We start from the raw sequence: 14,294 nt of genomic DNA, 5'->3' as shown, positions 1-14,294 counted from the left end.
GGACACGTAATTTCAGCGAAACGATTCGCGCAAACGTTTCGATGATCTCGGTGGTTCTGACCCCGCCCACCCCTCCTCTTTCTTAAGGAAACGCCATGATTGGTCGCAACTTCGCCGGTCGGTGCCGGAGCCGGCGCCGCCTCGGTGGTGTCTTGCTGACGGTGTCGTCGCTCCTGGCTCTCGCCGCGTGCAGCAGTGCGAGTGATGCCGAGAGCGAGGACGGCAAGACCACGATCACGCTGTCGATGCAGAACCCGGACGTGAAGTCCGCGGACCCGGCCACCTGGGCCATCGTCAGCGCCTTCGAGAAGGCCAACCCCGACATCCACGTCGAGGTCAGTGGCCAGGCGGTCGCCGAGCACCTGCAGAGCCTCTCGATCGCGGCCCAGAGCGACACGCTCCCCGACGTGTTCTGGGTCTACAAGGCGACCGCCGAGGACATGCTCGAGGCGGGCAAGGTCATGGACCTGAAGCCGACCCTGGACGACCTCGGGATCACCGACCGGCTGCCCGAGAGCACCGTCGACAACTTCACCGCCGACGACAAGATCTACGGCGTCCCCTACCAGGGACTGCTGACCGGGCTCTGGGTCAACACGAAGATCCTCAGTGACAACGGGCTCGAGATGCCCCAGACCTTCGACGACCTCGTGGCCGTCGCCAAGACCCTGGACGACAAGGGCATCGTCACCATCTCCGACGGGGCGAACCAGTCCTCCTTCAGCGTCTGGTCCTTCCTGGTGTGGCTCGACCGCTTCGGCTTCGAGGACAAGATCGACGGCATCCTCGACGGCTCCGAGAGCTACGACAACCCCGATTTCGTGCGGATGTACGAGCACATCGCCGAGCTGCGCGACGCCGGGGCCTTCGCCTCCAACGTCTCGACGCAGACCTATCAGCAGGCCGTCGACCAGTTCCTCAAGGGGAAGGCGGCGATGCTCGATGCCGGCGTGTGGGCGTCCAGCGCCATCCAGGACTCGTCGGTCGCGGCGGACACCGTCTTCTGGAACGGCGCCACGTTCGACGACGGGGTCGGTGAGCAGGACATCGTCATGAACGTCGCCTCGGCGCCGCTCGTGGTCGACCACAAGGTGGCCGACAACGACGCCAAGCTCGCTGCGGTGAAGAAGTTCCTCGAGTTCTACTACAGCGACGAGGCGCAGCAGCTCCTGGTCGACAACGGCCAGCCGCCCGTCACCGACTACGAGCCGAAGATCGACGCCACCGAGCAGAGCGTGCTCAAGTCGGCGCTCGACGTGGCCACCGACCCGAGCCTGAGCAGCCCGCAGTCGCAGCCGGACCTGCTGGTCTCCACTGCCGTGTCCAGCGCCATGTACGACAGCATCTACGGAGTGATCCAGGACCAGCTCTCGCCGGAAGAGGCGGTCGCTCTGGTCCAGAAGGCGCTCGACGCCGAGTGACCCCCACCGGGTGCGCCCGTCCGAAGGGCGGGCGCACCCGACAGTCAGGCCGCCTCGCGCGGCATCCATCGAGATGGGAATGGGCTTCACCATGATCTGGGTCAGCTCCCGATGGAAGATCGCCCTCATGCTCGCACCGGCGCTGGTGCTGTTCACCGCGTTCTTCGTCTACCCGGTCGGCTACGCGGTCGCCTACAGCTTCACCAACTCCGCCGGGTTCGGGGCGGCCGAGTTCATCGGGCTCGACAACTACACCGCACTCCAGGACGACCCGTTCTTCTGGCAGTCCTTGCGCAACACCCTGGTGATCCTCGTCGTCAGCCTGGTCGTGCTGGTGCCTGCATCCTTCGGCCTCGCACTCCTGCTGAGGCGCCAGATCCGGGGTGGCGGTGGCCTGAGGGCCCTGGTCTTCGGTCCGGCGATCATCGCGCCGATCCTGGTCGGCCTCATCTGGGTCTTCATCCTGGATCCGCGCGTGGGTCTCCTCAACCGGGTCCTCGCGCCGCTCGGGATCGAGCCGGTCCAGTGGATCGGCGGCGACAAGCTGACGCCGTACGCCGTGTCGCTGGTCTTCATCTGGAGCAGCATCGGCTTTGCGATGACGATCTTCTACGCGGGGCTGCAGATCCTCCCCACCGACGTCATGGAGGCGTCCGCGCTGGACGGCGCCTCGACCTGGCAGCAGCTGCGGTACGTCACAATCCCGATGATGCAGGAGACCTTCGCGATCGTCGCCGTGCTGCTGATCACCAACGTCTTCAAGATCTTCGAGCTCGTCTACATGCTCACCGGCGGCGGTCCCGTGCATCGTTCGGAGACCCTCGTGAGCTACATGTACTTCGTCACCTTCACCAACCAGCGCTACGGCTCGGGCATGGCCATCGCGGTGGTCATCTTCGTGCTCGGCGCCCTGACCTCCCTGGCCTACCTCGCGGTGGCCCGGCGCAGGAGCATCGCATGACCCCGACCACGGCCGACGCCCGCGTGACGAGCCCGTCGACACCCCCTGTCGAGTCCCCTCGCGGTCGGCGCACCCAGCCGCCGACGCAGCGCCGGCGGCGTCGGAAGGGACTGCTCGCCGCAGGCATCGCGGCCTACCTCGTCACCTTCCTGATCGTGCTCCCGATCCTGTGGATCGCGCTGCTGTCCCTGCAGCCCAGCGACACGATCCTCTCCGACCCGTTCTCGCTGGACACGCTGACGTTCGAGAACTACCGCAACGCCATCGCGTCGCTGCCGCTGGTGCAGATGTACAAGAACACGATCATCGTCGCCGTGGTCTCGGTGACGGTGGGGGCGGTCGTGTCGTTCATGGCGTCGTACGCCCTGACCCGCATGGTGTTCCGCCGGCGTCGGGCGCAGTCCTGGCTCCGGTTCTACCTGCTCGCCGGCCTCGCGGTGCCGGTCTACGTGCTGCTCTTCCCGATCTACCGGCTCGACCTCGCGCTCGGGATCTTCGGCACGTACGCCGCGCTGATCCTCCCGTACATCGCGGTCTCCATCCCGTTCAACACCTTGCTGCTGACGGGCTTCCTGCGCGACTTCCCCGCCGAGCTGGAGGAGGCCGCGATCATGGACGGAGCCGGACTGTTCCGGATCTGCTGGTCCGTCGTGCTGCCGACGATGCGACCGGTGCTGGCCACCATCCTGATCTTCAACATCGTCTACGTCTTCAACGAGTTCCCGTTCGTGTCGATCCTCATCAACGACCCGGACCTGGCGACCGTCTCCCTGGCGGTCTCGAAGTTCCAGGGGCAGTACACCGTGGACTACGGCGGCATGATGGCGGCTGCGACCCTGGTGCTGATGCCCCAGCTGGTCATCTACGCGCTGTTCCAGCGCCACGTGATCGCGGGTCTCACCGCCGGCGCGGTCAAGGGCTGATCCGGATGGTCGCTCAGCAGCGCGACGGAGTCCTGGTGATCGGCGAGTCCCTGGTCGACATCGTCGAGGACCGGACCGGTGCCGTCTTCGAAGCGCCCGGGGGGTCGCCGCTCAACGTCGCGGTCACCCTCGCCCGCCTCGGCGTCAGGACCAACCTGCTGACTGCGCTCGGCGACGACGAGCGCGCAGATCGCATCGAGGCCCACCTCGACGCGTCCGGAGTGTCGTTGCTCGGACGCACCCGCTGCCTGCGGCGTACGTCGACCGCCGTCGCCCGGATGCGGGACGACGCCTCGGCGCGCTACGAGTTCGACGTCACCTGGGCCCCGCCGACCACGCCGACGCCGCCCGTCCGCGCCATCCACGCCGGTTCCCTCGGGCTGTTCGTCGAGCCTGGAGCAGCGGTGGTGCACGGCCACCTCGAGTCCGCGGAGGACTCAGCGCTCGTCAGCCTGGACCCCAACATCAGGCCCTCGCTGCTGCCCGGGCACGGGATCGTGCTGACCCGCTTCGAGCGTCTCCTCCCGCTCGCCCACATCGTGAAGCTCAGTGACGAGGATGCCGCCTGGCTCTATCCGGGCCTCGACGAAGGCCGAGTCATCGAGCGCCTGCTCGGCAGTGGGCCTACGCTCGTCGCGATCACGCGCGGAGCCGATGGCTGCGTCCTGGCAAGCGGGGACACGATCATCGAGCTGCCGTCCGCGCCGGTCACCGTCGTCGACACCATCGGCGCCGGGGACTCGTTCATGGGCGCGCTGCTCCACCAGGCTCTTCTCCTCGACATCGTCGACGAGCTCACGGCGAGACAGCAGCTGTGGCCCGAGGAGCTGGTGTCCATGGGCACCGCCGCCGCCGAGGTCGCCGCCGTCACCGTGAGCCGTCCCGGTGCCGACCCGCCGCACCTGGCGGAGATCGTCGCCTGACAGGCGTCCGGGGCCGTGCACGGTTCGTGGAACCAGCCCGGCACGGCCCCTCGTGGCCGCCCGGGGCCTCAGGTGTCGATGGCCTCGACGTTCGCTCGGCCCTCGGTGGCCAGGACCAGGGAGATCCAGCCGTCGGTTCCTCGCACCCTGCGGACGGAGCTCTCGGTCACCTCGTAGCGGCCGACGAAGCGGTGCGTCACGACGTACGTCGCGTCCGCCCACTCGCCGCAGACCTCGCCGGTGGCGGCCAGGCGCAGGTGCCGGTGCTTCGTACCCGCCACGTCCAGGGTGGCGGTCGCCGGCTCGCAGACGCCGGGGTCGGGCAGGCCGCCGTCGTCCGCAGCCAGCACGGCGTCGTAGGCGCCGTCGAACGGTGCCCCGGTGACCTGGCCGGTGAGCCGGGCGGACCCGGCGTCGTCGACGACGAACGAGCCGACGCCGGCTCCGCGCAGGTCGATCCGCGGCTGGGCCGCGGCCTGTGCAGGGACGGCGGTGGCCGCGACGAGCAGGGCGCCGCCGACCAGGACGAGGGACGTGGTGCGTGCGTTCATGGTGGATCTCCTCGGTTCGGGTGTTGCTGGGCTGACCCGAACGCTGGCCCGGGGGACTTGGCCTGCGCTTGAGGACGGCTTGGGTCCGGCGGGCCGGTCCCGTCGAGGGGCCGCACGTCTGCGCCGACCCACTCGGGTCCAAGTCGGCCTCAAGCCCGCCTCAAGTTCCCGGACCCACCGTGGTGGACCTCAGCACACACCACCCGGAGGAAACCATGATCATCACCGACACGCGCACCGCTTCCACCACGTCCCACGCCCCCTTCGCCGAGCTGGACGCCCGCACGACCGGCCTCGTCGCCGTCCCCGGCGACGGGGCGTACGACGCCCTCGTCTCGCCCTGGAACGTCGCGATCCCGGTGCGTCCCGCGGCGGTCCTGGCCGCTCGGTCCGCGCAGGACGTCGTCGAGGCCGTCCGCTTCGCCGGACGCCACGGCCTGCGCGTCACCCCGCAGGCGACCGGGCACGGCCCGATGGCCGAGCTGGTCACCGAGCTGCTCGTCACCACCCAGGGACTCGACGAGTGCGTCGTCCACCCCGAGGGCTGGGCCCGGGTCGGCGCCGGCGTCAAATGGCTCCGCGTCGTCGAGGCGGCGGCCCCCCACGGCCTCGCGCCCCTGTCCGGGTCCATCACCGACGTGGGGATCGTCGGCTACACCACCGGCGGGGGCCTCGGCCCGATGGCCCGCACCCACGGCCTCGCGATCGACAAGGTGCGCGCCATCGAGGTGGTCACCGGCGACGGCGTCCTGCGCCGGGCGACCCCCACCGAGCACCCGGAGCTCTTCTTCGCCCTGCGCGGCGGCAAGGGCATGCTGGGGATCGTCACCGCCATCGAGTTCGACCTCGTCCACCAGCCCACGTTCTACGGCGGCTCGCTGTGGTTCGACGGCGACGACGCGGCGACCGTCATCGAGCGGTGGCTGCACTGGTCCGAGGACCTTCCCGAGCTCGCCACCACCTCCGTCGCCCTGTTCCAGCTCCCGGCCATGCCCGGGGTCCCGCCGGAGCTCGTCGACCGGATGACGCTGTCGGTGCGCTACGTCTGGACCGGGGACGCCGCGGAGGGGGAGCGCCGGTTCGCCGCGATCCGCGAGGCGGCACCCGTCCTGCTCGACGACGTGGCGCTCAAGCCCTACACCGCGATCGACTCGGTGCACACCGACCCGCTGGACCCGCTGCCGGCGTACGAGGCGGCCGCCGTCCTCACCGACTTCCCCGCGGACGCCGTCGACGCCCTGCTGGCCCTGACCGGGCCGGGCGCGGGGTCGCCCCAGGTGCTGGTGGAGCTGCGCCAGATGGGCGGCGCGACCGCCCGTCCGGGCGAGCACGAGAGCGCCTTCAGTGCCCGCGGCGCGGCGTACTCGCTGCTGACCGTCGGCATCGCCGGCACCCCGGGCGTGGAAGCCCACGCGGCGGCGATCCTGGAGGCCCTCGGCCCCTGGACGGGCGGTCCCCGGCTGCCGAACTTCACCTTCACCCCGGAGGAGTACGTCGACGCCTACGACGACGCGACCTTGGCGCGGCTGCGTCGGGCGATCGACACCTACGACCCGCTGGGCGTGATGGCCATCGGACGAGTGCTGTCCCTGTGAACGCAGCACTCGGGGTCCCGGTCCGGACCACCGGGCCGGGGCCTCGTGTGCTCGTCCACGTCGCCTTCCGGGGTGTTGGCCGCGTCCGGGATGTGCCAGCCTGCACGTGGGAGGCGAATTCCCGCAGTGGCCCCACCCGGACCACTCCTGTCGCATCACCAGGAGGACGGCATGAGCACCTACAAGGTCGGCTACTTCGTCGGGAGCCTGTCATCGACGTCGATCAACCGGGTCCTGAGTCGGGCCCTGGTCCGGCTGGCGCCGAAGGACCTGGAGTTCACCGAGCTCCCCATCGGCGACCTGCCGCTGTACTCCCCGGACTTCGACGACAGCTACCCCGCGGAGCCGCAGGCGCTCAAGGACGCCATCGCCCGCTCGGACGCCGTCCTGTTCGTCACCCCGGAGTACAACCGCTCGATCCCGGGTGCCCTGAAGAACGCCATCGACTGGGCCTCACGCCCTTGGGGGAAGAACTCCTTCGACCACGTGCCGGCCGCGGTCATCGGGGCCTCGCCCGGCCAGATCGGCACCGCGGTGGGCCAGCAGAGCCTGCGTGCGGTCCTGAGCTTCTGCAATGCCCGTCAGATGACCGCGCCGGAGGCCTACATCACCTTCAGGCCCGGGCTGTTCACCGACGACGGCGAGGTGACCGACGAGTCGACGACAGCCTTCCTATCCGACTTCATGCAGGAGTTCCGTGACCACGTGGAGCGGGTCCTCACGGTCCTCCCGCGATCCTGACCCCACACTGGGGTGACGCGCGCGAGCGCGGACGGCGAGCTCCGGCAGGGCCTGAAATCATCCCTCTCGGATGACGCGACCCGGGGGAGCGACGACCATGCTCGACGGTGACCCACGAGCCCCGACATCGAGGAGTCACCATGAGCAGCAACCAGCTGAACCCCCGGAGCATGGCCGACGTCCAGACGGTCAGCAACTTCGCCGCCCCGGGATCGCCCGAGTGGGAGCACCAGCAGTACACGATGCGGCAGTCCGCGTGGGTGGCGTGGGTGAACTTCGCCGGGCTGATGCTCGTGCTGGTCGGCTTCTTCCACGCCATCCAGGGCCTGGTCGCGCTCTTCCGCGACGAGGTGTACGTCGTGGGCAGCCGCAGCCTGATCCTCGACGCCGGCTACACCACGTGGGGCTGGGCGCACCTGGTGTGGGGCGTGCTCGCCATCCTCGTCGGCTCGAGCCTGCTCGCCGGGAGGATGTGGGCCCGGATCATCGCGACCATCGTGGCGATGGTGAGTGCGATCACCAGCGTCGCCTTCCTGCCTGCCTACCCGGTCTGGTCAGCGATCATGATCGCGGTCGACGTGCTCATCATCTGGGCGATCACCGTGCACGGCGCCGAGGTGAAGAGCCCGAAGGTCTGAGCCGAGCCAGGGTGAGGGTGCGCCCTCTTCTCGTGGCGGGCGCGGGGGCGCTCCTGCTCCTGCCGGTGGTGGCTTCGGCCGGCGGGGCCGGACCCGGGGGCCAGAGGCACGCTGCCGCGACCTCGCTGCGGGCGGACTTCGACGGCGACGGCTTCGGCGACCTGGCCGTCGCCGCGCCGGGCGAGCGTCCTGGTGGCGCGGTCCACGTCCTCTACGGCTCTGCCGCCGGGTTGACGGCCCGGGGCGACCAGGTGTGGTCCCAGGGTTCTCGGGGAGTGCCGGGCAGGCCCGAGAGGGGTGACGAGTTCGGGGCGTCCCTCGCCGTCGGCGACCTCGACGGCGACGGCCGCGCCGACCTCGCGATCGGCGTACCGGGGGAGGGCCACGCCGGGACAGCGGTCAACGGGCCGGGGGTGGTGGAGGTGCTGTACGGCTCACCACGTGGGCTCACGGCGTCCCACAGTCAGCTGTGGTCGCAGGACAGTGCCGGGGTCGCCGGTCGGGCCGAGCCCCGTGACGCGTTCGGCACGGCTCTCGCGGTGGCCGACCTCGGCGCCGGTCGGCGCACGGACCTGGCCGTCGGCGTGCCGGGTGAGAACGGAAGTCGTGGGGTGGTGCAGGTGCTGACCGGGTCCCCCCGCGGCCTCAGCTCCGGGCACAGCCAGCGGTGGTCCCTGGACAGTCCGGGTGTGCCGGGCGCGGCACGACGGGGTGACGGCTTCGGTGGGGCACTCGCTGCCGGTGACCTGGACGGCGATCGACACGCAGACCTGGCGATCGGTTCGGCCCGGGCGGACGTCCGCGGCGCCGACGGCGCGGGCGTGGTCTCCGTCGTGTACGGCGCGAGAGCCGGGCTGACCAGCGCCGGCGCCCAGCGGTGGACGCAGGACAGCCGCGGGGTGGCCGGCACGGCGGAGACCGAGGACTGGTTCGGTGGCGCCCTGACCGTCGCGAACTTCGACGGAGACCGCCGGGACGACCTGGCCGTGGGCGTGGCTGGCGAGACCTTGGCGGTGGTCGCCGAGGCGGCCGGCGCGGTCAACGTCCTCTACGGCACCGCATCCGGGGTGACCGCCGCGGATGACCAGCTCTGGACCGAGGACAGTCCAGGGGTCGCCGACATCAGCCAGCCCAGGGAGGAGCTCGGCGCCGCGGTGACAGCCGGGGACTTCGACGGGGACGGGCACGCCGACCTCGCGGTCGGCGTGCCGTTCCAGTCCCTCGGCGATCCGAGCACCCTCGTCCCCGATGCCGGCACGGTCCACATGCTGCGCGGCTCCGCAGCCGGACTGACCGCCACCGGCAGCCAGCTGTGGTCCCAGGACAGCCCCGGTGTCCCTGGCCGGGCCGAGGAGTCCGACCGCTTCGGCAGCGCCCTGGGCACGGGGGACCTCGACGCCGACGGGCGCTCGGATCTCAGCGTGGGCTCACCGGGCGAGAGCGTCGGCGGCGACTTCGGCGCCGGCGCGGTCCACGTGCTGGCCGGCTCCCCCTCCGGACTGACCTCGGCAGGCAGCCGCCAGTGGTCACAGGACTCGCCGGGGGTCGCAGGCACGCCCGGACGGACCGACTTCTTCGGCTGGGCTCTCTCGAGCAGTGCCGGGGACTGACCCGACGGGTTCACCTCGACGGCAGGCACAGCAGCACGAACGCCGTCGCCGCGGCCGCCGTACGGACGTCGTGCCACAGCACCCAGGGCACCTCGAAGGCGCCGCGGGACCCGCCCTCGGCCAGGGCGTCGTTGAGGGGCACGTTGACGGCGAACGTGATGACCATCGCGATCACGGCGGCCACCGCCGCGGTGACCGTCACCGGGTCGCGCCGCGCGACGGCCAGGACCACGGCGAGGGCGGGTGCGCCGAGGAGCAGGGTCAGGAACGCCGGATTGACGATCACGACGTTGATGCGGTTCATCACGCGCACGAACGTCTCGTCGGACAGGCCGTGCAGGGTCGGCATCACGGCGACGACGAACGCGACGTAGGTGCCGGCCAGGAGGCCGTTCAGCGCCCGGCCGCCGGTCAGCAGGACGCTATCCACGGCTGGCCGTCCCGGCGAGCGCGGTCGCGGCGAACGTCGAGAAGTCCCGTGGCCCCCGGCCGAGGACGTCCTCGACTCCGGACTCGAGGTGCGCGTTGCGGCCGTCGAGGACCTCGTCGAACAGGTGGGCCAGCCCCACGGCGTCGTCCTCGCCGAGGCCGACGGAGACGAGGGCGGCGACGTAGTCGGGCACCGACAGCTGTCGCAGGGTGACGTGCCGGCCGGTGGCGCGGCTGATCTCCTCGACCAGCTCCGGGAGCGTGATCAGCCGTGGGCCGGTGAGCTCGTGGATGCGGCCGACGTGCCGCGGGTCCAGCAGCGTGGCGACCGCGACGTCGGCGACGTCGTCGGCGTCGACGAAGGGCTCGCCGACCTCGCTCGCGACCATCGTGAGCGAGCCGGCGGCGATCTCCTCGGCCCAGAAGGACTCGCTGACGTTCTGGAAGAAGAACGCCGAGCGCAGGATCGTCCAGCTCGCCCCGGCCTCGACAAGGGCCCTCTCGGCGCGGCGGGCACCGTCCTCGCCACGCCCGGACAGGAGGACGAGGCGGGTGCAGCCGAGGTCGACGGCGCGCCGGGCGAAGGCGCCGATGATCGCGTGGGCCCCCGGCAGCCCGAGGTCGGGCTGGAAGGCGAGGTAGGCGGAGGTGCAGCCCGCGAGGGCGCCCTCCCAGGTCGACTCGTCGTGCCAGTCGAACCGGGGCTCGCTGTGCCGGGTGACGGGACGGACGGGCAGGCCGAGAGTGGACAGGTGGTTGGCGACGCGGCTGCCGGTCTTGCCGGTGCCGCCGGTGATGAGAGTGGTCATGGGTCAACGATGGCCGTGTAGGGCGACGATCAGAATGCTTGTCACGCTCGCGAACATGTGCCACCGTCTAGAACCATGGACGTCGTGGGTGCCCTGCTCGACGGGCCGCGGGCCCGGCGGGCCTTCGTGCTGAAGGCCGTCTTCGACGGCACCTGGTCGCTGACCGTCGAGGACCGGGCGCCGCTGACGGTGGTGGTGATGGCCCGGGGCCGGGCGACCTTCACCGGTGGTCGTGGGCCGGCCGAGGTCGGTGCCGGCGACGTGGTCGTGGTCCGCGGTCCGGCTCCCTACACGTTCGCCGACTCGGCCACGACCGCCGCCGACATCCGCATCCTCCCGGGCCAGGTCTGCGTGGACCCGGACGGCCGGCTCCTCGCCGACGAGATGGAACTGGGGGTGCGGACCTGGGGCAACAGCCGATCGGCCGACGCGACCGTCATGCTGATCGGCACCTACGAGCAGGAGACCTCGGTCGGCTCCCTGCTGCTGTCGCGGCTTCCGACCGAGCTGGTGATCCACGACCTGGACCCGGCGTTCATCGAGCTCTTCGCGGCCGAGGTCGTGGGGGAGCAGCCCGGCCAGGCGGCGGTCCTCGACCGGCTCGTCGACCTGCTGGTCGTGCGATGTGCGCGCAGCCTGCTCGCCGAGTCCTCGGCCGGGCAGGACGCGCTGGTCGAGCACGCGCTGCGCGCGATCGAGGAGCACCCCGAGCACCCATGGACCGTCGAGTCGCTGGCCGCCCACGTCGGGTTGTCGCGGGCGGCGCTGGCCCGACGCTTCGCGCTGCGCGTGGGCGAGCCGCCGCTCACCTACCTGACCCGGTGGCGACTGGCGCTGGCCGCCGACCTGCTCGTGGGCACCGACCAGACCCTCGCCACGATCGCGTCGCGGGTCGGGTACGCCAACGCGTTCGCGCTCAGCGCCGCCTTCAAGCGGATCCACGGCGAGTCGCCGCGGGACTACCGCCGCCGCCACGTCGCTTGACCGACGTTCACGCCCGGGCGCGCGCCGGACGTCGGGTGAGGGTGCAGCCGCCCACCGCGCAGGCGGCTGCGACCAGGGCGACGGCGCCCAGCGAGGCCGCCGTCGCTGAGCCGACGACGCCCACCAGGGGAGCGGCCACGGCGCCGAACCCGAAGCGGGCGAGGCCGAGGAGGGACGAGGCGGTCCCGGCGACGTCGGCATGGTGCTCCAGCGCCAGCGCCGTGGACGGGGGAGTCGTGACCGCGACTCCGCTGACCATGACGAGCAGCGAGATCACGATGGCGGGCAGCGGCAGCTGGAGCACACCCGTGACGAGCACGCCGGCGGCTCCCGCCACGACCATCGCGAGCCCGGCGACCAGGGTGCCGTGGACCGACAGGCCTGCCGAGGTCCGGCCGGCGACGTACCCGAGGACCATGAACCCCAGGGAGTTCAGCCCGAACGCGAGGGAGTAGCCCTGCGGGGAGAGCCCGTAGCCGTCCTGCAGCACGAACGTGGCGCCGCTGAGGTAGGCGAAGACGGCCGCGTTGGCGAAGCCGGTGACGAGGGTGGCGCCGAGGAAGACGGGGTCGGCGAGGAGCCGGCGGAAGCCGTGGATGCTCTCGGTGAGTCCTCCCGTGCGCCGCCGCAGGGGTGGCAGCGTCTCGCGCAGCACGGCGGCGCCGGCCGCGAGGATGACGACGCCGAGGGCGGCGAGGAACACGAACGTCCCGCGCCAGTCGGTGACCTTCGCGAGCTGGCCGCCGACCACCGGGCCGACGATGGCGGCGAGGCCGGCCAGCACGGTGAGGCCGCCGTAGTAGCGCAGCAGACGGGCACCGGTGAACAGGTCGCGACCGGCGGCCTGGGCGATCACGATGCCCACCGCGCCGGCCAGCCCCTGGAGCAGACGCGCGGCGACCAGCGTCTCGATCGTCGGGGCCAGCGCGCACAGCACCGAGGCGACGACGTACGCCGCCACGCCGACCAGCAGGGGCCGGCGCCGTCCGAACCGGTCGGACACGGGGCCGGCGACGACCTGCCCGAGCGCGAGCCCCAGCAGGCATGCCGTCACCGTCAGCTGGGCGCCGGACGTGGTCGTGCCGAGGTCCGTCGTGAGGGCGGGCAGGACCGGCAGGTAGAGGTCCATCGAGATCGGTCCGAAGACCGTCAGCAGGCAGAGGACGATGCCGAGCGCCGGCCGGTGCAGCGGCTCGGTCGGCACGCGCACGGACACGGACATGGTGGTGCTCCTCTCGGACGAGGGGACGGTCGGGGAGGTGGGCAGCGGCCCGTGCCGTCGAGTGAACCGACCGGTCCGGGCGGCTGGAAGTCACTGACGATGGGTGTACTGACAGGGCATCCCTCAGGCCTCCGGTCGGGGCTCGGGGCCACCTAGTCTCGAAGCCGTGGACAACCGCCAGGAAGTACGCGAGTTCCTCACGACTCGCCGCGCACGCATCACCCCGGACCAGGTCGGACTGCCGACCACCGGCAGCCGTCGCGTGCCCGGACTGCGGCGCAGCGAGGTCGCTGGCCTCGCCGGCCTGAGCGTGGAGTACTACGCCCGGCTCGAGCGTGGCCAGATCGCCGGCGCGTCCTCCGGGGTGCTGGAGGCGCTGGCCCGGGCGCTGCAGCTCGACGAGGCCGAGCGCGCCCACCTCTACGACCTCGCCCGTGCCGCGGACGGCGTCCCGACCTCGGGCCGTCGTCGGCGTCGCGCGCCGGCCAAGGCCGCCTCCCGGCTGAGCCTGCAGTGGGCACTGGAGGCGATCACCGAGGGTGTCGCCTTCGTGCGTGACCCCCACCAGAACCTGCTCGCCACCAACGCGCTGGGCCGCGCGTTCTACTCGCCCGTGATCGGGGACGGGGGCCGGGTCCCCAACCTCGCGCGGTTCCAGTTCCTCGACCCGGCGTCCCGCGACTTCTACCCGGACTGGGACCTGTTCGCCGAGATGTGCGTCGGCGTCATGCGCGCCGAGGCGGGTCGCGACCCGCACGACCGCGGCCTGCAGGACCTCGTCGGCGAGCTCTCCACCCGCAGCGAGACCTTCCGGCGGCTGTGGGCCGACCACGACGTCCGCACCCACGGCGCCGGCACCAAGCGCTTCCACCACCCCGTGGTCGGCGAGCTCGTCCTCGCCTACGAGGAGCTGGCCATCACCGCCGAGCCGGGGCTCGTGCTCCTCGTCTACACCGCCGAGCCCGGCTCGCCGTCCGCAGAACGACTCCGGCTGCTCGCGTCCTGGGCGGCACCGTCGGAGACCCCCGCCCCCGACAAGCAGAAGGAACCCGATGCAGATCACGCGTAGCTCGATCGACACCGCCAAGGGACCCGAGGACTGGTTCACCGGCGACGTCTACATCGACTCCGTCGCCGCCGCCCCGCCGCCCTCCCGCCTGACCGCGAACCTCGTGCACTTCATGCCCGGCGCCCGCACCCACTGGCACCGCCACCCGCTGAGCCAGACCGTGTTCGTCACCGAGGGCGTCGGCCTCTGCCAGCGCCGCGGCGGACCCGTGGAGGTGATCCGTCCCGGCGACCGGGTCCTCTTCGAGGCCGACGAGGAGCACTGGCACGGCGCAGCGCCCAACCGGCTCATGGTCCACGTGGCCATCAACGAGGCCGACGCCGAGCACGACGTCGTCCACTGGCTGACCCCCGTCACCGACGAGGAGTACGCCGCCGCACCGCCCGTCAGCTGACCCCGGCTGACCACCGACCCCGAC

The 14,294-nt window shown here is 71.5% G+C and carries 15 protein-coding genes; 11 read left to right on the top strand and 4 right to left on the bottom strand.

Features of this window, described 5'->3' with window-relative positions; genetic code table 11:
* Positions 1–161 precede the first annotated feature (161 nt).
* From ACFO9I_RS05865 to ACFO9I_RS05850, 4 genes are all read left to right on the top strand, one after another.
* Positions 162–1,421 (top strand): ABC transporter substrate-binding protein, encoded by a 1,260-nt coding sequence (locus ACFO9I_RS05865; protein ID WP_379178744.1) that lies wholly within the window; start codon positions 162–164, stop codon positions 1,419–1,421.
* Positions 1,422–1,512: 91 nt separating this feature from the next.
* A complete protein-coding gene (locus ACFO9I_RS05860; protein WP_379178742.1) occupies positions 1,513–2,382 on the top strand; it encodes a carbohydrate ABC transporter permease in 870 nt (289 codons plus the stop codon).
* Complete coding sequence (locus ACFO9I_RS05855; RefSeq protein WP_379178740.1) at positions 2,379–3,305, top strand: carbohydrate ABC transporter permease; 927 nt, start codon at positions 2,379–2,381, stop codon at positions 3,303–3,305. Before ACFO9I_RS05860 ends, ACFO9I_RS05855 begins: the two co-directional genes overlap by 4 nt.
* Before the next feature lie 5 nt (positions 3,306–3,310).
* Positions 3,311–4,228, top strand: coding sequence for a carbohydrate kinase family protein (locus tag ACFO9I_RS05850; RefSeq protein WP_379178738.1), 918 nt, complete (start codon positions 3,311–3,313; stop codon positions 4,226–4,228).
* Between the two features lie 68 nt (positions 4,229–4,296).
* Here ACFO9I_RS05850 and ACFO9I_RS05845 read toward each other — a convergent pair whose 3' ends face one another.
* Entirely contained in the window at positions 4,297–4,779 is a 483-nt protein-coding gene (locus ACFO9I_RS05845) for a hypothetical protein (RefSeq protein ID WP_379178736.1), read from the bottom strand.
* 215 nt (positions 4,780–4,994) lie between these two features.
* Here ACFO9I_RS05845 and ACFO9I_RS05840 point away from each other — a divergent pair, with 215 nt between their 5' ends.
* The 4 genes from ACFO9I_RS05840 (at position 4,995) to ACFO9I_RS05825 (ending at position 9,363) form a co-directional block, all read left to right on the top strand.
* Positions 4,995–6,374, top strand: a complete 1,380-nt coding sequence (locus ACFO9I_RS05840; protein WP_379178734.1) for an FAD-binding oxidoreductase — start codon at positions 4,995–4,997, stop codon at positions 6,372–6,374.
* Positions 6,375–6,545: 171 nt separating this feature from the next.
* Positions 6,546–7,115 (top strand): NADPH-dependent FMN reductase, encoded by a 570-nt coding sequence (locus ACFO9I_RS05835; RefSeq protein WP_379178732.1) that lies wholly within the window; start codon positions 6,546–6,548, stop codon positions 7,113–7,115.
* A gap of 140 nt (positions 7,116–7,255) precedes the next feature.
* Complete coding sequence (locus tag ACFO9I_RS05830) at positions 7,256–7,753, top strand: DUF7144 family membrane protein (protein WP_379178730.1); 498 nt, start codon at positions 7,256–7,258, stop codon at positions 7,751–7,753.
* 17 nt (positions 7,754–7,770) lie between these two features.
* A complete protein-coding gene (locus tag ACFO9I_RS05825) occupies positions 7,771–9,363 on the top strand; it encodes an FG-GAP and VCBS repeat-containing protein (protein WP_379178729.1) in 1,593 nt (530 codons plus the stop codon).
* 10 nt (positions 9,364–9,373) lie between these two features.
* Here the strand turns inward: ACFO9I_RS05825 and ACFO9I_RS05820 are convergent, their stop codons facing one another.
* Positions 9,374–9,793 carry an anthrone oxygenase family protein gene (locus ACFO9I_RS05820; protein WP_379178727.1) on the bottom strand — a complete coding sequence of 140 codons (420 nt, stop codon included), beginning with the start codon at positions 9,791–9,793 and terminating at the stop codon, positions 9,374–9,376.
* On the bottom strand, positions 9,786–10,601 hold the full coding sequence (locus tag ACFO9I_RS05815; protein WP_379178725.1) for an NmrA family transcriptional regulator: 816 nt from the start codon (positions 10,599–10,601) through the stop codon (positions 9,786–9,788). Before ACFO9I_RS05815 ends, ACFO9I_RS05820 begins: the two co-directional genes overlap by 8 nt.
* Positions 10,602–10,676: 75 nt before the next feature.
* On the opposite strand from ACFO9I_RS05815, the gene ACFO9I_RS05810 reads away from it, so the two are divergent.
* Entirely contained in the window at positions 10,677–11,585 is a 909-nt protein-coding gene (locus ACFO9I_RS05810) for an AraC family transcriptional regulator (protein WP_379178723.1), read from the top strand.
* 7 nt (positions 11,586–11,592) lie between these two features.
* On the opposite strand, the gene ACFO9I_RS05805 is transcribed toward ACFO9I_RS05810, so the two are convergent.
* A complete protein-coding gene (locus ACFO9I_RS05805) occupies positions 11,593–12,807 on the bottom strand; it encodes a multidrug effflux MFS transporter (RefSeq protein ID WP_379178721.1) in 1,215 nt (404 codons plus the stop codon).
* Positions 12,808–12,973: 166 nt separating this feature from the next.
* Between ACFO9I_RS05805 and ACFO9I_RS05800 the strand changes: the two genes are divergently transcribed.
* Both ACFO9I_RS05800 and ACFO9I_RS05795 read left to right on the top strand, forming a co-directional pair.
* Positions 12,974–13,876 carry a helix-turn-helix transcriptional regulator gene (locus ACFO9I_RS05800; protein WP_379178719.1) on the top strand — a complete coding sequence of 301 codons (903 nt, stop codon included), beginning with the start codon at positions 12,974–12,976 and terminating at the stop codon, positions 13,874–13,876.
* On the top strand, positions 13,860–14,270 hold the full coding sequence (locus tag ACFO9I_RS05795) for a cupin domain-containing protein (RefSeq protein ID WP_379178718.1): 411 nt from the start codon (positions 13,860–13,862) through the stop codon (positions 14,268–14,270). Before ACFO9I_RS05800 ends, ACFO9I_RS05795 begins: the two co-directional genes overlap by 17 nt.
* The last annotated feature ends 24 nt before the right edge of the window (positions 14,271–14,294 follow it).

The organism is Nocardioides sp. GCM10023255 (assembly GCF_042653125.1).
Taxonomy (GTDB): Bacteria; Actinomycetota; Actinomycetes; order Propionibacteriales; family Nocardioidaceae; genus Nocardioides.
Note: the sequence above shows the minus strand (reverse complement) of the source record. Positions and strands in the feature narration are given on the sequence as shown.